The sequence below is a fragment of the Dickeya parazeae Ech586 genome (genome assembly GCF_000025065.1).
Classification (GTDB): domain Bacteria; phylum Pseudomonadota; class Gammaproteobacteria; order Enterobacterales; family Enterobacteriaceae; genus Dickeya; species Dickeya zeae.
Genome location: NC_013592.1, coordinates 55,892 through 81,971, shown reverse-complemented (window position 1 = coordinate 81,971; position 26,080 = coordinate 55,892). Strand labels below are relative to the sequence as shown.

The following is a 26,080-nucleotide window of genomic DNA, read 5'->3' as shown; positions in this document are numbered from 1 at the left end:
GTAACACAACGTGTCATTGCAGAAGATACGCGGCCTCATGCCGGTGCCCCTGCGCGCGGCAGCCAGACCTCGTCGGCGCAAACGTCGGCAAGGATAGACCCTAATCTGGCTGATTAGTCCTCACAGAAAGTAATGATTAAATCGTATACAGTGTTGCCGGGTTGTAAAAGCCCTGTAGCAGTAAAAAATATCACTCTTCGACACAGCGCACAGTTTGTTATCCCCGCATTGATGCCAGTGCTTTTACACTCAATGGGATAGCCGCACTGTGGCAGGATAAAAATTCGCATCGTCGCCACGGCGGTGAAATAATGTCGGAATAGATTCAACAACAACAGGCACAACACAGTGAACAGTGATGATTCTCAGGACGTTGCAGCGCGTTCTGGCGCCTGCCAGCGTAGCGTCTGGCGTCAGGGTGCGCTGGATTCGCCGCAGCAGGATTGGCTGGCGGAAGAAGTGCCGGTGGCGCTAGTTTACAACGGTATTTCTCACGTCGTGATGATGGCGTCGCCAAAAGACCTGGAGCCGTTTGCGCTCGGCTTTTCTTTGTCGGAAGGCATCATTGAGTCAACGCAGGATATCTACGGCATGGATGTGGTGCCGGTGTGTAACGGCATCGAAGTGCAAATAGAGCTGTCCAGCCGCCGTTTTACCGGACTAAAAGCACGTCGGCGAGCCATGGACGGGCGTACCGGTTGCGGCGTGTGTGGCGTGGAGCAACTGGCGGAAATCGGCAAACCGGTAGCGCCGCTGCCATTTACACAGCACTTCTCACTGTCTTGTCTGGAAGGCGCATTACAGGCATTAAAAAACGTGCAACAAGCTGGCGCGCTGACCGGTGCGACCCATGCGGCGGCCTGGCTATCGCCGCAAGGGGAGTTACTGGGCGGTTGTGAAGACGTCGGTCGCCACGTAGCACTGGATAAACTCTTGGGAACACGAGCACGCCAGCCCTGGCAACAAGGTGCCGCACTGGTCTCCAGTCGCGCCAGCTATGAAATGGTGCAGAAATCCGCGATGTGCGGCGTAGAAATCCTGTTTGCGGTCTCTGCCGCCACCTCACTGGCCGTCGAGGTCGCCGAACGCTGCAATCTGACGCTGGTTGGCTTCTGTCGCCCTGGCCGCGCCACCATCTACACCCATCCGCAACGGTTGCAGCCATAACGGCTGCACCGGGTATAGCTTAGATCGATTTGTTGTTAGCTAGTCTAATTACGGCATAACCAATTGTAATAATAGGATAAAACCCCACATTACTCTGACTTTCACCGCGAATAATCGTTTTCAAGATCATTTAATTAACTATAATGAACTTAATGCTTACGCGGTGCTAACAAACAGCGGTGCCGCACAGACCGGTTACACAAACACCTTGTGCATGATAACGATTTGTACATGACAAGAATTTGCGCACCACAACAATGGAGATGCTAAACATGAGTTATTCACTGCCATCCCTGCCTTATGCTTATGACGCACTGGAGCCGCACTTCGACGCGCAGACGATGGAAATCCATCACTCCAAACACCACCAGGCTTACGTCAATAACGCTAACGCAGCGCTGGAGTCCCTGCCTGAATTCGCCAGCCTGTCTGCCGAAGAGTTGATCACCAAACTGGATCAACTGCCTGCCGACAAGAAAGGCCCGCTGCGTAATAACGCCGGTGGCCATGCCAACCACAGCCTGTTCTGGAAAGGGCTGAAACTGGGCACCACGCTGGAAGGCGAACTGAAAGCGGCGATTGAGCGTGATTTCGGCAGCGTTGACGAGTTCAAAACAAAATTCGAGCAGGCTGCCGCAACCCGTTTCGGTTCAGGCTGGGCGTGGCTGGTACTGAAAGATGACGGCAAGCTGGCTGTGGTTTCTACCGCCAACCAGGACAGCCCGCTGATGGGTGAAGCGATTTCCGGTGCATCCGGCTACCCGCTCATCGCGCTGGACGTGTGGGAACACGCCTACTACCTGAAATATCAGAACCGTCGCCCGGATTACATCAAAGCCTTCTGGAGCGTTGTAAACTGGGACGAAGCGGCTAAGCGTTTCGCTGAAGCGAAAAAGTAATACAGAAAGTAACAATTAATTTCCGTGAAGGAAATTAAACCCGACAAACCCGGAATAACCTTCGTTATACCGGGTTTTTTTTATTGTATTTTTCGAATCGTAAACGGGAAAACGGTGTATACCTTAAATATTCGAGTCGCGGGAAAGCCTAACACACCGGCAACTTGAAGTATGGCGGGTATAAAGTTTTAGTAGGGTACGCCGATAGACTCAGCGTGCTCTCGTCATAGTCGGTATATGGCCGCCAGCATAGCAATTTTATATTCACACGATTACCCAATAGATTTAAAAGCACAGCAAAAAAAGCAACAACCGGGTAGCGCTCCAGATATCGGCTGGGGTACGCAATCAGGACCACTAATAACCCTGCACCCCGTGTCGGGAAAAACCAGGTGATGTACGGTAACCAGAGAGATAACAGCTATAATACCCGGTGATTAATGGCCTATCCCACCAGGCGCAATGAACGCAGGCAGCTTGGAGCGGACGGCGTGGAAAAACCAGAACGAGCACACAGTTTGTGAGGATTTTGAGCACTACCCTGGTCCCAAATGGCACACAAAATAGCCTATTGGGATAAGCTCTAAGCCCTGACTTAATCACCCAGCCTATAAATGATGGAAGAAAACCAATGGCTATAAAATTCGAAAATATCAAAGTAGGCAGGAAGTTAGGATTAGGTTTCTCCTTGATCCTATTACTGACTGTCATTATTGCGGCCGTGAGTGTCCGCTATATTGAAACACTGAAAGGGCGTTTTGAAAAAGTTATCTTCAGCAACCAAATCAATGATGAAGTTACTGAAGCCCGTTATTATCGCGCACTGTATAGTGCCAGCTATAGTCCAGATAGTATTAAAGAAAATAGTAAACACATTGATAATATTGTTAAATTAATTTCTTCTATTCAGGATAAACCCTGGCGCGGTGATTATAATGAGCGTCTGGATAATATCAGCAAGTTGATTGCCCTATATAAAGAGCGTCAGAAAAATTACACTGACGCCGTAGCCAAAAAAGATGCCGTCAGAAAAAGCTGGAACCTGTCCGACTCTGAAAAGCCGCTCAAACAAATAGAACAACAGGTCGCTGGTAACATACCGCTGCAGTTACAGCTCACCTCATTGCATCAAAAGCTGGTGAACGTGCGCTATCTGGTGCGTGGTCTGCTGTTATCGTTAAATAGCGATTCGGAAAAACCGCTGATTGCTGCGCTGGACGATGCACAAAAAGGCCTCAGCCAATTTATTCAGGCGCTGACGCCGGAACAGCAAGAAATCATGGCACCGGTTGTCTCTACCCTGTCGACCTATAAAACGCAGATTCTGGCGTACCTCCCGGCTTATACGGTGGAGGTAGAACAGGCCAAACAACTGGGTGAAACGGCTAATCAATTGCTCGACACGGTCGATAAGATGGTCGCAGAGGAAACCGCTGCTACCCAGAGCGATATCACCAGTGCCGAATGGCAGATTGCCATTACCTCAGTCATTACCCTGATACTCGGCGCGCTGATTGCCTGGTATATCTCGCACCTGATTACCCGTCCATTAAACAGTACCGTGGCTATTGCTGAAAGTATCGCCACCGGCGATCTGACCGTTGCGATTGAAACCACACGCCGCGACGAACTGGGTATGCTGTTTGGCGCGATGGCAAAAATGAAAGCCAACCTGCATAACATGATCGATGATATTCGGATGGGGGTCACTCAGATAACCACCGCCGCCAGCGAGATCGTCACCGGCAATAACGATCTGGCCGCCCGCACCGAATCCCAGGCAGCATCGGTAGAAGAAACCGCCGCCAGCATGGAACAGCTCACCTCTACCGTGAAACAGAACGCCGCTAACGCCCACCAGGCCAACAAACTGGTGCTGGACGCCACGCACACCGCGCAGGAAGGCGGCAAACTGGTGGCCGATGTGGTGCAAACCATGTCCGATATCGAAGGCAGTTCCAAACGCATCGCGGAAATCACCTCTGTTATCAACGGCATTGCGTTCCAGACCAATATTCTGGCGCTTAACGCCGCGGTAGAGGCGGCCCGTGCGGGTGAACAGGGCCGTGGTTTCGCCGTGGTCGCCAATGAAGTGCGTAATCTGGCACAGCGTAGTTCGCAGGCAGCCAAAGAGATTGAAGGCTTGATTTCCACCTCGGTCGAGCAGGTATCGAAAGGGGCGCATCTGGTGCACTCGGCGGGTAAAACCATGCAGGAGATCGTGACAGCGGTAACGCATGTACACGACATCATGGGGGAAATCACGGTCGCGTCCGATGAGCAAAGTCGTGGCATCGCGCAAGTGAATCAGGCCATTGTCGAGATGGACAGCACCACTCAACAAAACGCCGCACTGGTGCAGCAATCATCCGCTGCCGCCAGCTCGCTGGAAGAGCAGGCTATGGTGCTCTCCAACGCCGTATCGGTTTTCCGCCTCTCATCCACACATGAGTTGGCACCCGCGAGTCACGGTTTGCCATTCGCCAGTCACCAGCAACAGCTGTCTTATAAGCGTTAATCAGTCATCAAATGACCGCCCCCTTTTTACCACAGCAAAACCGGTAAAAAGGGGAAGCGATAAAGCAGCACAAAAAAGGGCAACCCGACTGGGTTGCCCTTTTTTATAACTGGTGGTTATGGCGGATGGTGATGGCCGACGCCAACAGCACACGGCAATCAGAAGGCTTTTTTCAGGCTGATGCCCGCGATAAGTTCCGTCAGCGATAGCACCAGTGTGGAGCGCACCATCTGCTGGTACCGCTGCTGCTGCATCGCCGCCAGTAATGCATCATCAGGTTCAACACCCGGCGATGGCATCGGTTGGGGTAAGCTACTCACGCAGTGCAACTCACTAACCGGCCCCAGGATTTCATCATCCGTAAACCGGTACTCATGCTCATCGTGAGTCAATTCCTCACCCAACGCCATCAACAGTTCGGTGTCTTCATACTCTTTACGGCTAATCATGCCCAGCCCGTAAATCAGCTTCAGCCGTACGGACAATTCACCCAACGGCCCGCTGCCGGATAACAAAGGTTCGACGGCGTACTTTACGGCATAGTCGTCCTTGCGGAATACCTGCAACATCAACAGGCTGACCGCTTCCGCCAATAACTCGACGGCCATCAGCATAAAACTTCTGACCGTTTTCGATGCATTCAGGGATTCCAGTACCCGGTTTTCAAATGCCTGCGTATCGTCCATCGTCGCTTCTCGTACATTAATTCTGCGCACAGTACTGCCCCTGCGCGGTGGAGCGGCTGACTCCACGGGAGCATGGCTTCTCATCGTCAACGCTCCCGTCCTATCCAACGCACTCGATTGAAAAGCAGGGACACAGCCTGACCTGTGCCGAGACGCGCCGATTACTGCATGGCGTTATACACACTCACCGCTTTTCCGACAACCTCGCTATCAGCATCCAGACCAGAAATCTGCGCCAGCGCAACCTGTGGCCCTTGTGTGGCTATCAACGTCGCCAGTTCCTGCGCCTGCGGATCCTGCTCGCTACGGTAATGCATCGCAGCAGCAATCCCCTGGATCAGGTTGTCATGGGGCAAGCCATATTCCAGCGTACCCAGCAACGGCTTGATCAGGCGATCACCGGCGCTGAGTTTACGCAGCGGCTGACGACCGACACGCTCGACTTCATCGTGCAACCACGGGTTTTCAAACCGGGTGAGAATTTTGCGGATATATGCCTGATGTTTCTCGGCATCAAAACCATAGCGACGAATCAATACCGCGCCGCTCTCTTCCATCGCCCCTTGCACCACACGGCGGATAGCCGGGTCCAGAATGGCGTCACGAATAGTGCCGTGCCCGGCGCGCTGGCCAAGGTAGGCGGTAATCGCGTGGCCGGTATTCAGGGTGAACAGCTTACGCTCAACAAAAGCCATCAGGTTATCGGTCAGTTCCATACCGGTTATCGCCGGCGGCTCACCGTTGAACTGGGTTTTATCCACGATCCATTCACTGAAGGTTTCCACCGTCACCGCCAGCGGGTTGGATTCGCCCGCATCGGCGGGAGGGACAATACGGTCTACCGCCGAATCCACAAAACCGACGTGCTGTGACACCCACGCCTGCGTCTCTTGCGGCAGTTGCGCCAGCACATGCTGTTTGAGCTGGCTGGTACCACGCACCATGTTCTCACAGGCGATGATATTCAGCGGCGCGGTATTGCCGTTTTCCTGACGCTTTATCAACCCCTGAGCAATGGTACCGGCAATCTTCGCCAGGATCTGCGGCCCCACCGCCGTTGTCACCAGATCGACCTCAGCAATCAGCGCGACCGCCTGCGTCCCACCGCTGTGTACCGCGCTAACCTGGCTGACCGTTTCCACACGCTGCTGTTCACCGACGATACGCACCGGATAACTACCGTACTGATTGATGGCATCCAGCAACGGCTGGTTCACATCCGCAAACGTCAGGCCAACGCCTGCATCCGCCAACAGCTTGCCGATAAAACCACGGCCAATGTTACCGGCCCCAAAATGTAATGCTTTCATCATGCATGACCTTACTACTGAGATTTAACAATCTGTGAAAGACTATCTGTGAAAGAAAGCGCCGCCCGAAGGCGGCACTTACTTTTTTATCTATCAGGCAGGGGACTTGCCACCGAGCAGGTCAAGGACATCCTGCACGCTCTGCGTTTGAGCCAGCCGTTCTATCACCGACTCGTCATCCAACGCACTGGTGAGGTTAGTGATAACCTGCACATGTTCGTTATTACGTGCGGCAATACCAATCACCAGACGGGCCACATCGTCTTCATCGTCGCCAAAACGCACCCCTTGCGGGTACTGGCAGAACACCACGCCAGTTTTCAGTACCCGGTCTTTGGCTTCAATCGTCCCGTGCGGTACGGCGATAGACTCACCCAAATACGTCGAGGTCAGTTTCTCACGTTCCAGCATCGCATCGACATACGCAGGCTCAACGTAACCCCCTTTTACCAGTTGTTCACCAGCAAACCGGATAGCCTGTTCTTTATCTGCCGCCTGCAGGTTCAGAAAGACGTTTTTCTCCGTCAGTTGAAACAGTGTCTGCGGGGCCGCCGCCTGCACAGCAGCAGGAGCCGCCTGAGCAGGCTTAACATTGCCCGCCTGCGCTGCCTGTAAACGAGCGACCAGGTCGCTGTACAGATGGCTATCGAGGAAGTTGGTCAGCGAAATATGCTGTGCCTGCGGTGCATGGCGCATGGCGCGCTCGGTCAGATCACGGTGTGTGATCACCAGATCCACATCATCCGGCAAGTTATTGATAGCGCAGTTGGTCACCGAAATAGCTTGCAAACCCGCATCCTGCACTTTCTTGCGCAGCACCCCGGCCCCCATTGCGCTGGAACCCATACCGGCGTCACAGGCGACGATGATTTTACGCACAGTGCCCAGATCGCCGCTCACACCGCCGACAGCCTGACCTTTGGACGCCGATTTCATCTCCTGCATGCGACGGGTCGCCTGCTCCAGTTCTTCATCATCCTTCACTTTGCTGCTTTTCAGCAGGATAGACGACACCACAAACGAGACCGCAAACGCGGCGGCGATCGCCGTAATATTGGCGAAGTACGCGCCTTTCGGCGTCATCGCCAGCACCGCCAGGATAGAACCCGGTGATGCCGGAGAAACCAGACCGCCGTTCAGCACGCCCAGCGTGAACACACCGGTCATCCCGCCGAGAATCACAGCGAGGATCAAACGCGGGTTCATCAGTACATACGGGAAGTAGATTTCATGGATCCCGCCGAGGAAGTGGATAATAGCCGCGCCCGGCGCAGACTGTTTGGCGTTGCCACGTCCAAACAGCATGTAGGCCACCAGCACGCCCATGCCCGGCCCTGGGTTGGCTTCAATCAGGAAGAAGATAGATTTCCCGGCTTCTGTCGCCTGCTGGATGCCCAGCGGCGAGAAGATACCGTGGTTAATTGCGTTATTCAGGAACAGGATCTTCGCCGGTTCAACGAAAATCGACGCCAGCGGCAACAGATTGTTTTGCACCATCAGGTGCACACCGGCAGCCAGAACGTGCGACAACGCCTCAACCAGCGGACCAATCGCCAGGAAAGACAGAATCGCCAGCAGCATGCCGATGATACCGGCGGAGAAGTTGTTAACCAGCATCTCAAAGCCGCTTTTGATTTTGCCGTCAACGGCAGCGTCAAAGTGTTTGATAGCCCAGCCGCCCAGCGGACCGGCAATCATGGCACCGAGGAACATGGGAATATCGGAACCAACCACCACACCCATGGTGGTAATCGCGCCGACCACGCCGCCACGCTCTCCCCCGACCAGGCGTCCGCCGGTAAAACCAATCAGCAGCGGCAGCAGGTAGGTGATCATCGGGCCGACCAGTTTGGCCAGCGTCGCGTTAGGGATCCATCCGGTAGGAATAAACAGTGCTGTGATAATCCCCCAGGCAATAAAGGCGCCGATATTCGGCATCACCATATTGCTCAGGAAACGGCCAAAATTCTGCACTTTGACCTTGGTATCTGGTGAGAGCATAGAGATACACCCCTTTGAAACGCGCGGCGGAAAGCGTGCGCGGTAATTATTGATTGTTAGACAGCGTGATGACTTCCGTCGGTATCATGAGGTCGTGTACCGCACTGTGTGCATACTGCTATTGCCGCTTACAGCGCTTCACCATGACGACCCGCGTGACGGTGAAAAATCGCAATAGCGTGGCCCCAAAAAACTCCGTTATCACAGCGGACTCTAGCACGTGGTTTTCAGACCGCAACTCACGACAAAAACGTGATCAAAATCACACACAACACCCGACAATCAGCCACAAATGAGTGACATAATTCACAAAAAAATAATAAAAATGGGGAAATGGTTAGAAAAAAAACAATTTGGCCGTGAAAAATAGTGATTTCAATCACAATTTTGCATATCGGTTTTGTATGGGAAATGTGATTTAAATCACAATAAATTTCAGCGTGGGCCGGCCTTTTCGCGAAAACCGGCCCATATCGCGAACCACCTTAGTGGGGCAGGAAATTCTGAGACTTGAGGGTGGTGAACAGTTTTTGCTGTTGGTTAGCAATGTCCGTCATCAGGCTGTTGTACTGATCCACCTGCTGCTGGGTGTGGAACTGTACGCCGTTGTTACCGAATACCACCTGGTTGCCCTGTGCCTGGAGATATTCCCCTACCTGCACAACGCTCTGCGCAAATGACGTGCTGGCTGGCACCACGGTCACCATCGCGTTGGCGGGCAAAGAAACCGCGCGGTTGTAGACCTTGTCATACACCGACTGCAATTCTTCCGTCTGTTTGAGCGCACGGCGGGCGTTATCCGCCAGTGTTTTGGCGTTCTGCACCTGCGGGCTTAGCATATTCAGGCCACCAAGCGTCTGACGCAGGTTATCGCGTTGCGTCATATAATCCTGCGGTACACGAATGTGGGATATCACATCCAGTACCGGTGTCAGGCTGCCCGCTAATGCCTGATCCAACTGCTGGTTGAAATCGGTCATCACAGCGTAATCCTGGGTAAAGCGCCCGAAGCTCTGTTTCTGCTGTTCGGTCAACGCTGGCAACTGACGCCCTTCCTGTTGTGAAATTCCCTGCAGGAAAGTGATGAACGCCTGACGAGCATCCTTATCCTTGTCGCCGCAGGCCGACAGTTGCAATGCCACAACCAACATAACCACTGGCAGCAGCCAGCGCGAACGGTAATCCGCCAACATCATTACTACTCCTGTTTATTTTCACTACCGTGACCCGGCAACCTTGTTGGCTCACCAACGAGCCGTCACCCGACAGTCATATCGCCCTAAGCGTAACCGAACCAGCCGCCGCATGGCACATGCCACGCCTGTTTTTTTCACCCAGCCGCCAGTTCAGCCGTTAAGAATCGCTATTCTACGCCGGAACAGCACCATGCCACCTGCAGAATTGTCTGTTCTGTTACCCAGGCACGCTCGCGCAACGGGCAATGTGCTTGCGTGATTGCACACAACTGGCTCCTTTCACGTCAACACCGTGCCATCTTGCACATAAACAGTGCAACCCGACAAGGCACACTGACCCTCATCGCTCCGTCCTCCCCTTACAGGCTTGTTATCTGGCCCGATGACATCACCCGTTAATAGCTTGAAAGATAATCAAAACATGGCTATTGCCCTTCGAGGGTGCGCTAATTGCCGCACAAGCTGGCAAGCATTTTGCTTTATATCATCGACAGCAGGAGCGATAGCGGGCAACCGGTGTCGCCAGACAATTTGGAAATGGGTGACTAGGGTTCCGGCTTTACTGCGCAGGTCCGAGAGTTACCGACCGCCCTCTGGCGGTTACACGGCGGGAAAAAAGCCCGGGAGGATACAGCGAGATGCATGCTCGCCGCCCTCCTGCTTTTTCTTTCTTTAATGATTGCGCCCAACGTCAGAGGAAATTCACCATGAAAACGATTCAACGATTACTACTTGTTTGCGCACTGGCACTGTGCAGCCTCGGCGTACAGGCCGCTGACAAACCCGCGTTTAAACTCTGCTGGTCTATTTATGCCGGCTGGATGCCTTGGGATTACGCCCAACAGCACGGCATTATCAAAAAATGGGCCGACAAGTACGGCATTGATATCCAGTTTGTACAGGTCAACGATTACATTGAATCCGTTAATCAATACACCTCTGGTGGTTTTGACGGCTGCGCCATGACCAACATGGATGCGCTGACTATCCCTGCCGCAGGCGGCGTGGACAGCACCGCACTTATCGTCGGCGACTACTCAAACGGCAACGACGGCATTCTGATCAAAGGGACCAACAGTCTGGCGTCGCTCAAAGGCAAACCGATTAATCTGGTGCAACTGTCGGTCTCTCACTACCTGCTGGCACGAGCGCTGGAAAAGAACGGTATGAGCGAAAAAGACATCAAGGTGGTGAACACCGCCGATGCTGATCTCGTCGCCGCCTTTGGTACGCCTGACGTACAGGCCATCGTCACCTGGAACCCGCTGCTGGCGGAAGCCAAAAAACAGCCGGGTAGCCAGTTGGCGTTTTCTTCCGCGCAAATCCCCGGCGAAATCCTCGATCTGCTGGTGGTCAACACCGCCACCCTGAAAAAACACCCGGAGTTGGGTAAAGCACTGACCGGCGCATGGTATGAAACCCTGCAAACCATGTCAGGCGACAGCGCCACCGCCCGTGAAGCCCGCACCGCCATGGGGCAAGCCTCGGGTACCGACCTAGCCGGGTTTGACGCGCAACTGGCCGCTACCCACCTGTTCACCACCCCGAAACAGACGCTGGAGTTCGTTCAGAACCCGCAGTTGAAAACCACCATGCAGTCAGTCGCGGAGTTCTCCTTCCGTCACGGCTTGCTGGGTGACAACGCCCCCAGCGCAGACGTGGTCGGTGTCTCTACCCCGGCTGGCATGTGGGGCAATACCGGCAACGTCAAACTGCGTTTTAGCGACGAGTTCCTGAAACTGGCCGTCGACAACAAGCTGTAATACAGGAGAACGCCGGATGCGCAAATTGATTAACTACCAGCCGTTACCGCTGACGCGCGGGATGATGGGGTTTCTGCCGCTACTGGCGCTGCTGCTGGTCTACCTGATGGCGTCTGACGCCCGGCTGGCGGTGAACGCCGCTGACAAACTGCTGCCAGGCCTGGGTGCGATGGCGCAAGCCATGCACCGTATGGCGTTTGAACCCAACGAGCGCACCGGCGAATACCTACTGTGGGTCGACACCGCTGCCAGCCTGCTGCGGCTGTTGACCGGCGTAGGCTTAAGCGCCGTGCTGGCGTTGGTATTCGGGCTGCTATGCGGCGCACTACCGGCGGTGCGCGCCACCCTGTCGCCGCTGATCACCCTGTTTGCACTGATCCCACCACTGGCGGTGCTACCGATCCTGTTCATCGTTTTCGGGCTGGGCGAGGTCTCCAAGGTGGTGCTGATCATGGTGGGCATCACGCCATTTATCGTGCGGGACCTGCAACTCTACATCCAGAGCCTGCCGCAGGAACAACTGGTGAAAGCGCAAACCCTCGGCGGCCACAGCGGCCAAATCCTGTGGCGGGTGATCCTGCCACAGCTGATGCCGCGTTTGCTGGACGCCGTGCGTCTGTCGCTCAGCTCCGCCTGGCTGTTTCTGATCGCCGCCGAAGCTATCGCCGCCACCGAAGGGTTGGGCTACCGCATCTTCCTGATGCGCCGCTATCTGGCGATGGACGTCATTCTGCCCTACGTCGCCTGGATAACCGTGCTGGCGTTTTTGCTTGATGTCCTGCTGCGGGTCATCAGCCGTCGCGGCTGGCCCTGGTATTACGCGAAATAAGCCACTGGCCAGAATGCAGGAGAACCTATGTCGTTATTAACGCTAAAAAATCTCAGAAAAGAGTACGACGGTCAGGTGGTGCTGGAACGGCTCAACATCTCCGTTGAAGAGGGCGAGTTCATTTCTATTGTCGGTGCCTCCGGCTGCGGCAAAACCACGTTTCTCAAGATGCTGCTCGGCACCGAAAGCCCCAGTAGCGGCCAGTTGCTACTCGACGGCGCGCCGATGCCGCAAGAGCCGGATGAACATCGCGGCGTGGTATTCCAGCGCTACTCGGTGTTCCCCCATCTGCGGGTGGTGGAAAACGTCATGATTGGCGCGGAGTTTGCCGAAGCGCGTTGGCTCGGCCGGGTATGGGGCAAGCGCCGCCAGGCGCTTCGTGATCAGGCAATGGCAATGCTGCGTCAGGTCGGGCTGGAGCAATCCGCCCAGAAATATCCGCATCAGTTATCCGGTGGCATGCAACAACGGCTGGCGCTGGCGCAGGCGTTGATTAAGCGCCCGCGCATCCTGCTGCTGGATGAACCGTTCGGTGCGCTCGACCCCGGCATCCGTGCCGAAATGCACCAATTGATCAGCCAGTTATGGCAGGAGCACCGTCTGACCATTTTCATGATCACCCATGACCTTAAAGAGGGATTTTCACTCGGGTCACGCCTGTGGGTGTTCGACAAGCTCCGTCAGGACCCACAAGCACCAGACGCCTTTGGCGCCAGCATCACCTATGACCTGCCATTGGAGCGCGCACCAGCCGGTGTGCGGGCTTCGGTGGGAGAACTGATTGACAGGCAGCGGCACGTCGCCTGACCAGGAGGAACACACTATGCAAAACACCCCACACACCATGAATGAACATTATCTCACCGAGTTGCCCGCCGGGTCGCACTGGTCGCTGCTGATGCGCCGCGGTACTGCGCTGCGTCTGACCGACATCGAAGGCGGAGCCAACGTCGGTATGCTGTTCTACAACCCGGAAAATACGCTGGAGCGCTACAACGCACCGGATACGCTCAAATGCCAGCACACGTTTCGCCTGACAACCGGGCACTGCCTGTATTCGGATATGGGGCGCATTTTCTGCGGTATCGAAGCCGACGGCTTCGGCTGGCATGACACCGTATGCGGCACCGCCAATGCCCAGCAGGTGGCGCGTCAGTTTGGCGAGCTGAACTACCAGCAAGCCCGCAATGAACGTCACCAAAACGGCTACGACAGCTTTCTGGTGGAACTGGCCAAATACGGTCTCGGCAAGCGCGACATGGCGGCGTGCGTCAACTTTTTCGCCCACGTTGGTAGCGATGACAACGGAAACCTGCGGCTTGAGCAACAGGGTAAAGCCGGTGCCAGCGTCACGCTGCGCTTCGCCATGGACACGCTGGTCATTCTGCACACCTGCCCGCACCCGCTTAGCACCGCCACCGATTATCCGCGTCATCCGGTGCGTCTGACGCTGGATTATCAGCGCGCACCGCTACCGGCTATCTGTCTGGAGCGCCCGGAAAACCAGCGCGGGCTTCGCAACAACACACTTTATTATCTGGCTGAACAGCCACAAGGAGTCTGAACATGATAAAGACCAGTCAACGCGACCCCGCCACGGCGGTTTACCGCGCCACCGTTCAGGCTGGCGACTACTGGTTACACCGCCTCGAAGCCGGTCAGACGCTGCGTATTACCGACCTCGAAGGCAATCAGGCCGCCGATACCCTGTTCTACAATGCTGACGATACCGCTGAACGCTACAGCATGAGCGACACCCTGCGCGGCCAGGGTAATGTCTTCCTCACTACCGGCAGCGTGCTGCGTTCCAATGAAGACCGCCCGATGCTGGAAATCGTGGCGGATACCTGCGGCCGTCATGACACGCTCGGTGGCGCTTGCGCCACCGAGAGCAACACGGTGCGCTACGATCTGGAAAAACGCCACATGCATGCCTGCCGCGACAGCTGGATGCTGGCGGTAGCGCAACACCCGGAGTATCACCTGACCAAACGCGACATCACCCACAACATCAATTTCTTTATGAACGTACCGGTCACGCCGGACGGCGGGCTGACCTTTGCCGACGGTATCTCCGCACCGGGGAAATACGTGGAAATGGTGGCCAAAATGAACGTACTGGTGCTGATCTCCAATTGTCCGCAGTTGAACAACCCCTGCAACGGCTACAACCCCACACCTGTCGATATCGCTATCTGGTAAACAGAGCGACACGGCACACATCGGGAACAGTGACGCGCGGGACGACCCGCAACACGCGTCCAGAACAGCGCAGGACGACCTGCCCGTAAGAGACTCGGTCATGTTTGAGCGTGTATTGATTGCCAACCGTGGCGCTATTGCGGTGCGTATTATCCGCACCCTGAAAAAAATGGGCGTAAAAGCCATCGCGGTTTACGCCGAAGCGGACCGCCATTCGCAGCATGTGCGTCAGGCCGATGAAGCCTGGTCGCTGGGCGACGGCCCGGTGCGCGATACCTACCTGAATCAGGACAAATTACTGCATATCGCCGCCCAATGTGGCGCGCAGGCGATCCACCCCGGCTACGGTTTTCTGAGTGAAAACGCCGGTTTTGTGACCCGCTGCGAACAAGCAGGCCTGGTATTCCTCGGCCCGACCGTGGCACAGATGACCGCGTTCGGTCTCAAGCATCAGGCACGGGCGCTGGCACAACAGAACGACGTCCCCCTGCTGCCCGGCAGCGGCTTGCTCACCTCGCTGGACAGCGCCTGTGAACAGGCACAACGCATCGGTTATCCGGTGATGTTAAAGAGCACCGCGGGAGGCGGCGGCATCGGCATGCAGCGCTGCAACGACCACGACCAACTGGTTGATGCGTTTACCCGCGTCAAACGACTGGCGGGTAACAACTTCGCCGACGACGGCGTATTTCTGGAAAAATTTATCGCCCAGGCCCGCCACATCGAAGTGCAGGTCTTTGGCGACGGCCAGGGCAACGTGATAGCCCTTGGCGAGCGCGATTGCTCCGCCCAGCGCCGCAACCAGAAAGTGATTGAAGAAACCCCGGCTCCCCACCTGAGTGACAGCGTGCGCGCTGAACTGCAGGCTACCGCCATTCGGCTGTGTCAGGCGGTCAATTACCGCAGTGCAGGCACGGTCGAATATGTGTATGACGAGAGCAGCAAGCAGTTCTGGTTTCTGGAGGTCAACACCCGCCTGCAAGTCGAGCACGGCGTCACCGAACTGGTGTACGGCGTCGACATCGTGCAGTGGATGGTGGAACTGGGCGCGGGTTGCCTGCCGCCGCTTGATACGCTCATCACCACGCCTCGCGGTCACGCCATTCAGGTGCGGTTGTACGCCGAAGACCCGGCCAAACAGTTCCAGCCCTGTGCGGGCTTGCTTAGTCACGTTGATTTTCCAGACGCCTTGCCCGGGCTTACCCTGCGCATCGACCACTGGCTGGACAGCGGCAGCGAGGTATCACCGTTCTATGACCCGATGCTGGCAAAAATCATCGTACACGGCGACAGCCGGGACGCCGCCCTCGACGGCATGGCGCAAGCGCTGACGGCCACATCGCTGTACGGCATCGAAACCAACCTCGACTGGCTTCGTCACCTGCTGACTCTGCCGACGGTCAGACGCGGAGAAATCATCACCGCAACACTGGGCGACGTCGTCTGGCAGCCCGCGACGCTGGATGTGCTCAGCGGCGGCACGCTGACGACCGTGCAGGATGCGCCCGGCCGCATCGGCTATTGGCACGTTGGTGTACCGCCTTCCGGCCCCTTCGATACCCACTCATTCCGGCTCGGCAATCAGTTGCTGGGCAACGCGGCCGATACCGCCGGGCTGGAGATCACCCTACGTGGGCCAACCCTGCGTTTCAACCATGACTGCGCGTTCGTGGTGACCGGCGCTGTCATCGACATCCGGTTAGATAACACCGCCCTCGACGGCGGACGCGTTCATCACGCCCGCGCCGGACAAACGCTCACGCTCGGCGATATTCAGGGTGCCGGTTGCCGCAGCTATCTGTTGCTGGCCGGCGGCCTGGCCTGTCCGACCTATCTGGGTAGCCGTAGCACCTTCACGCTCGGCAAGTTCGGCGGCCATGCCGGACGGGCCTTGCGCGCAGGCGACGTACTGCATCTGGCCGCGCCGGCGCTGCCCACGTCAGACGCCGTATTGCCCGTGCCTGACTGGAATACCCACTGGTCACTGCGGGTGATTTATGGCCCACACGGCGCACCGGACTATTTTACCGCGCAAGACATCGACACCTTTTTCGCCGCTGACTGGCAGGTGCATTACAACTCCAGCCGCACCGGTATCCGGCTGATTGGCCCCAAACCCCAGTGGGCGCGAACCGACGGCGGCGAAGCCGGTATGCACCCGTCCAATATTCACGACAACGCCTACGCTTTCGGCACCGTCGACTTTACCGGCGATATGCCGGTGATTCTGGGGCCGGATGGGCCGTCACTGGGCGGCTTCGTCTGCCCGGCTACGGTGATCCACGCTGACTTGTGGAAACTAGGCCAGCTCAAAGCAGGCGACAGCATCCGTTTTATTCCGGTCACGCCGGAACAGGCGGACGAGCTGGCGCGCGCCGCGGAATGCGCCATCGCCGCCGGTCGCCCTGCCGCCGAGCCCGCTCTCGCGCCGTGTTGCCCGTCACCGGTGCTGTACCACCAAACGGCACAGGACGAGCGACCTTCGGTGACCTGCCTCGCCGCAGGCGATCGTTTCCTGTTGCTGGAATACGGCGAGCACCGGCTGGATATCGCGTTGCGTTTTCGCGTACACGCGCTGATGCAGTGGCTGGAACAGCACCCGCTGCCGGGTATGCAGGAACTGACACCGGGCATTCGTTCGCTGCAAATCCATTTCGACAGCCTGCGCTGCCCGCGCAGCACGCTGCTCGCGCACCTGCAACAGGCGGACGACGCCCTCGGCGACCTGCGGCACGCTGCCGTGCCCTCCCGTACCGTTTGGTTGCCGCTCAGTTGGGATGACGACGCCTGCCGCGAAGCCATCACCCGCTATACCCAATCGGTCAGACCCGGTGCGCCCTGGTGCCCCAGCAACATCGAATTCATTCGCCGTATCAACGGGCTGGCGTCTGTGGATCAGGTCAAAGAGATCGTCTTCAACGCCCATTATCTGGTGATGGGGCTGGGCGATGTCTACCTCGGTGCCCCCGTCGCCACCCCACTCGACCCACGCCATCGGCTGGTCACCACCAAGTACAACCCTGCTCGCACCTGGACGGCGGAAAACTCGGTCGGCATCGGCGGCGCGTATCTGTGTGTATACGGTATGGAAGGCCCCGGCGGCTATCAGTTCGTGGGCCGCACGTTACAGATGTGGAATCGCGATCGGCAAACCGATGTCTTTCGTCAGCCATGGTTACTGCGCTTTTTCGATCAGATTCGCTTTTATCCGGTCAGCGCGCAGGAGCTGCTGGCTATCCGCGAACGCTTCCCGTGGGGAGATTATCCGTTGTGTATCGAAGAGGGCGAATTTCGCCTCGCCGACTACCAGCACATGCTGGCTGAACAGCAACCCGCTATCGATACCTTCCAGCAACAGCGCCAGCAGGCCTTCGACGAAGAGCTGGCACGCTGGCGGGCTGACGGCCAGTTCACCTTCGATAGCAGCCTGCAAGAGACGGCCAGCGACGATGAGGTGATTCCGGCTAACGGTTACGGTGTGGAAAGTCAGGTGGCAGGGAGTGTGTGGCAATGGCTTGCCGCCCCCGGCGATAGCGTCAGCGCCGGGCAAATCGTCGGTATTCTGGAGTCGATGAAAATGGAAATCCCCATTATCGCACCGGTCGCCGGTATTATTCATACGTTGCACCGTCAGGCAGGACATCAGGTGCAGGCCGGGCAGTTACTGATGGTGATCGAACCGGCAGAGCATTAACCGGTAAAACATTAATCGGTAAAACATTCAGTAGTAAAACATTCAGCAGTAAAACTGCCATCCACTAAGACATGAATACAATAAACCCGTACGTTGCTAGCGTGCGGGTTTATTTCATTGTCAGCGTTAAACCACCGCCTCGGAAGGTGGTGATTGTTTTCACTGCATCAAGACATCAAGCGGACGCCACTTACTCCTTGGTCGCACCCGCCATCAATCCGTTCATGAAATAGCGTTGTAGCGCCAGGAAAATCGCCAGCATCGGCAATACCGCCATCGCCGACATCGCCAACAGCCGTGGCCAGTTGATATCAAACTGACCGACGTTACTGGCCAGCGCCAGTTGCACCGTCCATTGGCTCTGGTCGCTGATCACCAGAAACGGCCACAGAAAATCATTCCAACGCCAGACGAAGGTAAAAGCCGCCAGTGTGGCGATGGCCGGTAACGACAGCGGTACCACGATACGCCACAGGATTCGCCACTCTCCGGTGCCTTCCAGACGCGCCGCTTCCAGCAGGCTGTCAGGAATGTTGCGGATATACTGCCGCATCAGGAACACCCCGGTAGGCGTCGCCGCCGGCGCGATAATCACCCCCCACAGCGTATTGAGCAGATGCAGGTCACGCAGCAGCAGGAAAATCGGAATCAGGATAATCTGCAGCGGGATCATCAGCGCACACATGATGACCATGAAAACCAACGTATCCCCCCGAAACCGGAATTTCGCCAGCGCATAGCCCGCCATGACGCTGATCGTGACCGACAGCAGTGATGACAGGACGGAAACGAAAAAGGAGTTGCCGAGCGTATGAACAAAGTTGGTGTTGACGAACACATCGACAAAATTCTCCAGCGTCGCGTTTTCCGGCCACAGCGACGGCGGCCAGGCGAAAATCTCATCGACCGACTTCAGCGCGTTGGAAAAAATCCAGATTGGCGGCAACAGGAAAAACAGCAGCATGAAACCAATGATTATCCAGCGCGTCAGCAGAGATGACCCCTTCATTTGAAACTCCTCGACAGACGAAGTTGGATGACCGACAGCGCGAACAAAATCACGAACAGCACCACCGATTGTGCCGCTGCAACCCCTGCTGTCGCCGGTTGCATGAAGGCGTTCTCATAAATGGTCTGAATCAGATAGACGGTGGCGCGTCCCGGCCCACCGCCCGTCAGCGAAATCACCAGTTCGTAGACCTTGAAGGCTTCTATCGATGACAGCACCACTACCACCACTACGCTGGGTTGCAGCAGTGGCAGGGTAATGCGCCAGAAGGTGCGCCAGCGGCTGGTTCCGTCCATGCGGGAGGCCTCATACAAATCCTCCGGAATGGCCGTTAAACCCGCCAGCAGGATCATCATATTGAAACCCGCGCTGGCCCACACCCACACAATCACCACCGCAATCTGCGCCATGGTTTCCTGTTGTAGCCAGGGAACCGGGCTGATATCCACCAGGCTCAGTACATAGTTGATTAATCCAGAGTTATAACCAAACAGCCATTTCCACATGATGCCGATGGTCAGCAGGCTTATCATCGACGGGAAAAAGACGATGGTTCGCGCCAGTCCAAATCCCCGCATCTGGGGCGCCAGCAACAGCGCCATACACAGAGCGATGACCAGATTAAGCGGCACGGCAAATACCACAAACACCACCGTGCGCAGCAGCACGTGCTGAAATTCGGGGTCAGTAAATACCTGGATAAAGTTATCGATCCCGACGAATTTAGGCTGCGTGCTGGCGACCTGAGGCAACACCACCACGCCGCGTTGAAATACCGACATCCAAAACCCTTGCAGCAATGGATAGAAGGTGAACAACAGCAACAACCCAAACGACGGCAATATCAACAAATAAGGCCAGTACTTCCTGAGACGACGAGTAAACACTCCCGAACCTTGTGACATGACTGCCAGACTGGCCGACTCCGGATTCATCACTTTCATTGAGAGGCCCCTAATCCATCCTGGGCGGCCTTCATGATTTTCTCGATGGCCTGCTCCGGCGTTATCTGATGAGTCACCGCCTGCATAACCGCGTCTTTCATTGGTGCCCAGACGAACTGCATCGCTTCATTGGCCTGATCCGCCGCTGCATAAGCCGGGCTTTCCACCAGTTCATGCTGCATCAGCGCCATCGCCTGGCTGATTTTCGGATCTTCATATTTCACCGGCTCGTCGGACGAGGTGGCCGGGATCATGCCAATCGGTACGGAAAGACGTTTCAGGACATCCGGCGAGGTCAGCCATTTGATCACACTGGTAGACTCATCAAGGTGTTTACTGGTGTTGAACGCCACCACGTATTCACCGCCGTACACGCTGGATTTCACCGTACCCCGTGGGGTATAGCCAGCACGCCAGTCGAATTTGGCGCGTTGCGCCAGCGAGCTTAACTGCCAGCTACCGGTCATCCAGGCCACTGCCTGCCCACCGATAAACAGCTCTTTCGGGTTATCCGAACTGGAGCCTGACCACTGCCCACGCGGCATGTAGTCATCGGCGATTTTCACGAAATCTGCCAGCGTTTTGGCCGCTTTCTGTTTATCCATCACCACTTTATACGGCGGCTCGGTGGAAAAAACATGGTTGCCATAATGGTATTCGTGGATGATCCAACGGCTGGCGGAAACATCCCACACCAGCGGATAGCGGACATGGGCTTTCTGTGCGACCTCTTTAATCTTCGGCAGGAATTCTTCCCACGTCCAACCGGTCTGTACATCCGGCAGGGCCACGCCCGCTTTCTTGAAGGCATCGGCATTCAGCAACAGCCCGGTGGAGGTCACATACAGCGGAGCCGCTATCGCTTTATCGCCGAGTCTGGCACCGTCCGCCCATCCTTTGATGTAGTGATTCAGGTAGTCTTTGCCAAAATATTGATTGAAATCGACCAGATAGGGGCGAATGACTGCTTCCATCGACGACGTTTTGGAGATGTCCGGCATACCGGAACCCGATGCCGCGTATTGGCGGAATTTCTGGATCACATTGTCATAAGGAACCAGTTGTAGATTAAAGGTGGTCTGCGGATGCTGCTGCGTATATTCATTCAGTAGCTGCTTGAGTACGGTGGATTCATTTTTATCCGTCTCGTACCACATGATCGTCAACTCGGCCGCCTGCAATGATGAACATGCAAGCGTCATAGCACCAGCCAGTACTGCGATAACAGTCTTTTTCTTCATGATGTGTTTCCTGATCAATGTTATTGCATCACACAGTCAAACTACGCTGCGATTACTGTCCGCCGTCAAAGTGATGACGATACTTCATCACCACCGCAGCCGGCATACTGCTCCACCCCTGTAATAACGATCCCCGGCCAAACGGCGGTGAGAAGTACTCCACCGCACCGGCCCATCCCTGTTCCAGGCAGGTCATCCACCAACGTGTCAGCGGGTATTCACTGCCCGGTATGCCGTACTGCAACAACGTATCGGCGTACAACCCATCCAGATAAGGCCAGTCAGAGCCATTGTGATAACGCAGGGCAAAGGCCGACTTGGCACGTGTATCGCTGCGGCGTTTGAACGGCGGCCACGCGCACAACACCCCCCAGTCGCCATAACGCTGTTCACTGTTATGACGGCTCTCCAACCGGGCCTGAACCCGACGTAACACTGCCTCGGCACGCCCGGCATCCACCGCGCCGTAGCGCAGCAACGTCAGGCTATCGAGCGTGAGGTGGTCTTCAATAAATTCCCCCGGACGACCATAATCCGCGTAATGGCCATCCGGCTGTAATAACGCGGCATCAAGGTGGCGGGACGCCTGAAACGCCAGACGTGCGCAACGCTGTGCCAGCGCCGGATCGCGCGCTGCCGCCCATTGCGCCACCGCGTTAACCGCGCCAAACCACAGGCCAAGATCGTAGGCAACATAGCCAAAACGGTAGACGTTATCCGCCCAGTCCCGGTCGTTGTGCGACGGTTTCTGCGGCAGGCCATCCTCATGGAGAATAAAGCCTTCGTAACGTGTAATGATGGTGGCGATCTGCGGCCAGTACTGCTCGCAGGGAGACGTATCCCCCGTGACCCGCACGTAGTCGGCAATCGTCAGAATAAAGAACAAGGGACTGTCAAAATGGTCACTCCACCAGTCTTGCGGGCGGCTGTGGTTTTCTTTGACAGCGGGGTTATGGCGTCGCGCGTCTTCCCAGGCGGCTGACAAACCGGGGCCATTGAGGATAACCCCGCTCGGCGCTTCACCGGTCGGCTGCAACCCTGCCGCCATCAGGTGGATTTCCTCCAGCACAATCTGCGGCTGTAACGGCAGCAACGCCTGCAACGTCCAGTAACCGTCGCGATAATACGTGCGGGCTGGGGCGCTGTAGTCCATTCCTGCCGCCAGCCCGGCGAACTTCCCGGTATGGTCGTAACGGATGCTCGACAACGCGGCATGCAAACTCTGTTGCACCATGCTACGCAGTAGCGGTTGCGCCTGTGGCAACTGGTCGCAGTCATCGATATAACGCTGCGCTTCCAGCCTGATCTGCTCTGTGCTGAGCGACAGACCGCGCAGCGCTTCCGCGTCATCGTTACCGGCGGCGATCAGTACATCGTTATCGCGTTGCTCGACAATCACCACCCCCCAGGGCAGTACCCAACGCTGCTGCGTCCCTTGCTTCTCACGCAACGCCCGCCCAGCCTGCTGATCCCACCAGGCACGTCTTTTCGCCGGATAAAAGCGCAAAAACGAAGTCTGAGTGAGCAGCACTACAGGCTGGGATTGCGCCACATAAAAGCCTTGTGTTTCGCTCAGCAGACGATTGGGTGCGAAGGTACAAGGCCCGCTAAACGGCGCGACATGAATGCGTCCCAGCGTGCCGCTGCCCCACAGTGCCAGTTGCACGATGCCTTCTTCGCCAGAGAATGACCCTTGTACGCGCCGTGCCATAAAAGGCAGTAACGGCGCGGCAGTGCTGAGCAGTTGTCCGTCCGACTGGGGTTTCAATACCCATTCTGATGGCGACACCGAAATGTTATTGCTATTCATACCGCTTCCCTCACATCATGCCAGGCTAATGCGGCCAGGCAGTGTTCTCTGGCCAGATGCACGGCACCGACCACACCCGCCTCATCCAGCAAGGCGCTGCCGACCAACTGAACCGGCACCGGCAGCAATGTTTGTACATGCTGACGGACACGCTCATGAAACGCGGGTCTCGCACCAATTCCGCCGCCCAGCACCAGCCATTCAGGATTCAGCAAACTCACGGCTGAAGCCACGCCCAACGCGGCAATCTGTGCGGTGTTTTCCAGCACGGTACGCGCCTGCTCATCCCCTTGTTCTGCACGGCGGAAAATATCGATAACCTCAGTCTCGCCACCCTGATAGCGCTGGCGAATCGCGCTGCTGCTGACTCGATCTTCAAACACCCCGCCGACGGAAATTTTGGCGTCGTCGTAAGGTGTTGCGCTCAACGGTAATAGGGCGATTTCCCCCGCCATACCGTTGTGCCCACTGATGATGCTGCCTTGTGTGATAATCCCCATGCCGACACCGGTACCGAAGGCGATAAACACCAGCGAGTCGCTGCCTTTGCCATGCCCATAGTGGTATTCCCCCAATGCCGCCAGGTTAACGTCATTTTCGAATACCACCGGGCACGACTGCCCATCAGGCAGAGAAAACAGGTTGGGTAAGCGGGCAGGAAGACGCAGGTTAGGGGAAAGCTGTACATTGCGTTGCTTATCGATTGAACCGGGAATACCGATAGCGACTTGTTTCAAGCGGTTCGGTGCGATATGTGCCTGTTGCAGTAGTGCCTGCGCCAGCGATGACATGTGTTGCAGCGCCGCCTGTTCATCACCTTTAGCGGTAGGCTGTGACGTGTGCGCCAATACCTCGCCGCTCAACGTTGTCAGCCGCCCATTGACTTTAGTGCCGCCCAGATCAAAACCAATCACCACAGGCGACTGCGGGTGCAATTCAACACCCGGTGATTTCTGCTGGATAATGTGCTGTTTTTCCAGAAAATTCATTAAATTCTGCACACTCCCCGGCGCAATATCGAGGGCGGCAGCCCAGCCGGAAGTCGTTTCCAGCGACAGACGCTCCAACTGAGAAAGCGCGTTTGCAAGAGTTTTACCAAGTGGCTGCGAGTTCGCCATATAACGTCCTTTTTCTCCGACGTGGATTACTGCCATCAATAACTGCTATAATTAGTTCATCAACCTTACGAATTAATATCCTTTCCGGTGAATACCGTCAACATGAACCATGAGTCAAATAATAATTTTCTCTGGCAGATGAACAGAAACGAGAGCGGGATAACACTTTTATTGCATAATATGCAGGCATCTCTGGTGATCACGCTTCCTGATTCAATACCGTCCCGATGAATGATTGAGAACAAATAAGTGATTGAAATAGAAAATGATGTTCCAGTTCTTCGCCAGATATCCGTCCGTGCCGTGATGGAGTACCTGCTGCATGCGGGACCGGCATCCCGCGCGGCGATGGCGAAAGCGACCAGGCTATCCAAGCAGACCATGTCTGAAGTGATTCTGATCCTGGAAGAGCGGGGGTGGGTTCGCCCTTGTGGGCTCGAATCAGGTAAGGTCGGGCGCGCCGCCATGAATTATGAAATCGCCGATGATCTGGCTTACGTGCTGGGTATGGACGTCGGCGCCACCAGCATCCGGCTGAGTCTGGTTAACCTCCGCGGCAACGAAATAGCGCATTACGAAGAGGAAAACGATAACTCGGGCGGCATCAACCTGGTCAATCGCCTGTGCCAGTTGAAAAAGAATTTGCTGGCTCAGCAGCAGATAGACGAACGCAAGTTGCACAGCGTCAGTGTCGCTATTCCCGGCGTTATCAATCAGAAAACCGGCACGCTGGATATGGCACCCAACCTGAAAAATATGAGCGGCTTCGCGCTACGAGACAGCATGCAGCAGGCTTTTGGCTGTGAAGTGCTGATCGAAAACGACATCAATGCCGCCGCCATCGGCGAATACTGGCGGGGATGTGGGCAGGATGATCACTCACTGGCCTTCATTTCGCTGGGTACCGGGATTGGTCTGGGGCTGATACTGGAAGGGATTCTGCTGCGCGGTGCGATGGGGGCGGCCGGCGAGATCTCTTATCTGCCGCTGGGCGGCGATGCCTATACGTCAGAGAGTCTCCGTCAGGGGACGCTGGAATCGGTACTGGGAGCTGCAGGCATCAGCAAGCGCTACCATTTTGCAGGCGGTTGTGCCAATACACCGGTACGGGAGATTCTAAGCCGTTACGCCGACAAAGAGCCCGCCGCCATCGTGACCATCGAAGAAACCGCCCGTACCGCCGCCTTACTGGTCCTGTCGGTGTCACTGATGTTTGACCCTGAAAGCATTATCATTGGCGGTAATATTGGCATCCGCCCGGAACTGACCGAGCGCATTCGTTTTTACCTGAACAACTGCTCGCCTCACCCAATCCAGCTCAAGTCCAGTACCCTCGGGTCACAGTCGGTGCTCACTGGATCTGTAGCCATCTCATTGAATAAATTACATAATTCGCTTTTTGGCTTACCCGAGTTATCGCGGCAGATCTCCTTGCCAAAGCACCTCTGATTCGACCTGCCATGTCGGAGAATCACTCCGGCATGGCAGAGTTGAGGCAACCGCCAGGTCACGCGGGAAAATTTGCTTTGCTTGCCCGATATCCCCCAATCTAACCGCTGGCTGACGGCGGCCCTCAACGTAGCAATAAGAAAAAACTATCGTAACCAACTAAATTATAAGTGATTTTCTTCATTCCTGCCTGATGTCACATTTTTTTAATTATTTAGTTCGACATATTGACGAACTAAATAGA

The 26,080-nt window shown here is 56.0% G+C and carries 19 protein-coding genes and 1 riboswitch; of the genes, 10 read left to right on the top strand and 9 right to left on the bottom strand.

All coding sequences use genetic code 11. The features are described 5' to 3' along the window. The first annotated feature begins 348 nt into the window (after window positions 1–348). The 3 genes from fdhD to DD586_RS00320 all read left to right on the top strand — a co-directional run bounded on the left by fdhD (window position 349) and on the right by DD586_RS00320 (window position 4,584). The gene (fdhD, locus tag DD586_RS00330; RefSeq protein ID WP_012882817.1) at window positions 349–1,167 is read left to right on the top strand and encodes a formate dehydrogenase accessory sulfurtransferase FdhD; all 819 of its coding nucleotides are present in this window, start codon (window positions 349–351) and stop codon (window positions 1,165–1,167) included. Between the two features lie 272 nt (window positions 1,168–1,439). Further along, window positions 1,440–2,066, top strand: coding sequence for a superoxide dismutase [Mn] (gene sodA / locus DD586_RS00325; RefSeq protein ID WP_012882816.1), 627 nt, complete (start codon window positions 1,440–1,442; stop codon window positions 2,064–2,066). Between the two features lie 631 nt (window positions 2,067–2,697). Next, the gene (locus DD586_RS00320; RefSeq protein ID WP_012882815.1) at window positions 2,698–4,584 is read left to right on the top strand and encodes a methyl-accepting chemotaxis protein; all 1,887 of its coding nucleotides are present in this window, start codon (window positions 2,698–2,700) and stop codon (window positions 4,582–4,584) included. Window positions 4,585–4,742: 158 nt separating this feature from the next. Here DD586_RS00320 and DD586_RS00315 read toward each other — a convergent pair whose 3' ends face one another. The 4 genes from DD586_RS00315 to DD586_RS00300 form a co-directional block, all read right to left on the bottom strand. Then, window positions 4,743–5,354: an MltR family transcriptional regulator gene (locus DD586_RS00315; protein ID WP_012882814.1), complete on the bottom strand. Its 612-nt coding sequence runs from the start codon at window positions 5,352–5,354 to the stop codon at window positions 4,743–4,745. Window positions 5,355–5,431: 77 nt separating this feature from the next. Further along, a complete protein-coding gene (locus DD586_RS00310) occupies window positions 5,432–6,580 on the bottom strand; it encodes a mannitol-1-phosphate 5-dehydrogenase (protein ID WP_041164217.1) in 1,149 nt (382 codons plus the stop codon). 93 nt (window positions 6,581–6,673) lie between these two features. Next, on the bottom strand, window positions 6,674–8,581 hold the full coding sequence (locus DD586_RS00305) for a PTS mannitol transporter subunit IICBA (protein ID WP_012882812.1): 1,908 nt from the start codon (window positions 8,579–8,581) through the stop codon (window positions 6,674–6,676). 485 nt (window positions 8,582–9,066) lie between these two features. After that, window positions 9,067–9,777 carry a DUF3053 domain-containing protein gene (locus tag DD586_RS00300; RefSeq protein ID WP_028085539.1) on the bottom strand — a complete coding sequence of 237 codons (711 nt, stop codon included), beginning with the start codon at window positions 9,775–9,777 and terminating at the stop codon, window positions 9,067–9,069. Between the two features lie 534 nt (window positions 9,778–10,311). After that, window positions 10,312–10,406, top strand: a riboswitch (guanidine-I (ykkC/yxkD leader). 78 nt (window positions 10,407–10,484) lie between these two features. On the opposite strand from DD586_RS00300, the gene DD586_RS00295 reads away from it, so the two are divergent. The 6 genes from DD586_RS00295 (at window position 10,485) to uca (ending at window position 18,265) form a co-directional block, all read left to right on the top strand. Further along, window positions 10,485–11,540, top strand: coding sequence for a putative urea ABC transporter substrate-binding protein (locus DD586_RS00295; protein WP_012882810.1), 1,056 nt, complete (start codon window positions 10,485–10,487; stop codon window positions 11,538–11,540). A gap of 16 nt (window positions 11,541–11,556) precedes the next feature. Next, window positions 11,557–12,369 (top strand): ABC transporter permease, encoded by an 813-nt coding sequence (locus DD586_RS00290; protein ID WP_012882809.1) that lies wholly within the window; start codon window positions 11,557–11,559, stop codon window positions 12,367–12,369. A 27-nt stretch (window positions 12,370–12,396) separates the two neighbouring features. Continuing rightward, a complete protein-coding gene (locus DD586_RS00285; protein ID WP_012882808.1) occupies window positions 12,397–13,176 on the top strand; it encodes an ABC transporter ATP-binding protein in 780 nt (259 codons plus the stop codon). Between the two features lie 16 nt (window positions 13,177–13,192). Beyond that, window positions 13,193–13,933: an urea amidolyase associated protein UAAP1 gene (locus tag DD586_RS00280; RefSeq protein ID WP_012882807.1), complete on the top strand. Its 741-nt coding sequence runs from the start codon at window positions 13,193–13,195 to the stop codon at window positions 13,931–13,933. A gap of 2 nt (window positions 13,934–13,935) precedes the next feature. Then, window positions 13,936–14,571: an urea amidolyase associated protein UAAP2 gene (locus tag DD586_RS00275; RefSeq protein WP_012882806.1), complete on the top strand. Its 636-nt coding sequence runs from the start codon at window positions 13,936–13,938 to the stop codon at window positions 14,569–14,571. Window positions 14,572–14,671: 100 nt separating this feature from the next. Next, complete coding sequence (uca, locus tag DD586_RS00270; RefSeq protein ID WP_012882805.1) at window positions 14,672–18,265, top strand: urea carboxylase; 3,594 nt, start codon at window positions 14,672–14,674, stop codon at window positions 18,263–18,265. A gap of 190 nt (window positions 18,266–18,455) precedes the next feature. Here uca and DD586_RS00265 read toward each other — a convergent pair whose 3' ends face one another. From DD586_RS00265 to DD586_RS00245, 5 genes are read right to left on the bottom strand one after another with little or no spacing between them, the layout of a single operon-like run. After that, the gene (locus tag DD586_RS00265) at window positions 18,456–19,274 is read right to left on the bottom strand and encodes a carbohydrate ABC transporter permease (RefSeq protein ID WP_012882804.1); all 819 of its coding nucleotides are present in this window, start codon (window positions 19,272–19,274) and stop codon (window positions 18,456–18,458) included. Continuing rightward, window positions 19,271–20,218 carry a carbohydrate ABC transporter permease gene (locus DD586_RS00260; protein ID WP_012882803.1) on the bottom strand — a complete coding sequence of 316 codons (948 nt, stop codon included), beginning with the start codon at window positions 20,216–20,218 and terminating at the stop codon, window positions 19,271–19,273. Before DD586_RS00260 ends, DD586_RS00265 begins: the two co-directional genes overlap by 4 nt. Continuing rightward, the gene (locus DD586_RS00255) at window positions 20,215–21,459 is read right to left on the bottom strand and encodes an ABC transporter substrate-binding protein (protein ID WP_012882802.1); all 1,245 of its coding nucleotides are present in this window, start codon (window positions 21,457–21,459) and stop codon (window positions 20,215–20,217) included. The genes DD586_RS00260 and DD586_RS00255 overlap by 4 nt, the downstream gene beginning before the upstream one ends. Window positions 21,460–21,511: 52 nt before the next feature. Next, a complete protein-coding gene (locus DD586_RS00250; RefSeq protein ID WP_012882801.1) occupies window positions 21,512–23,269 on the bottom strand; it encodes a glucosidase family protein in 1,758 nt (585 codons plus the stop codon). Then, window positions 23,266–24,387: an ROK family protein gene (locus DD586_RS00245; protein WP_012882800.1), complete on the bottom strand. Its 1,122-nt coding sequence runs from the start codon at window positions 24,385–24,387 to the stop codon at window positions 23,266–23,268. Before DD586_RS00245 ends, DD586_RS00250 begins: the two co-directional genes overlap by 4 nt. A gap of 249 nt (window positions 24,388–24,636) precedes the next feature. Between DD586_RS00245 and DD586_RS00240 the strand changes: the two genes are divergently transcribed. Continuing rightward, entirely contained in the window at window positions 24,637–25,836 is a 1,200-nt protein-coding gene (locus DD586_RS00240) for an ROK family transcriptional regulator (RefSeq protein ID WP_012882799.1), read from the top strand. Window positions 25,837–26,080 lie beyond the last annotated feature (244 nt).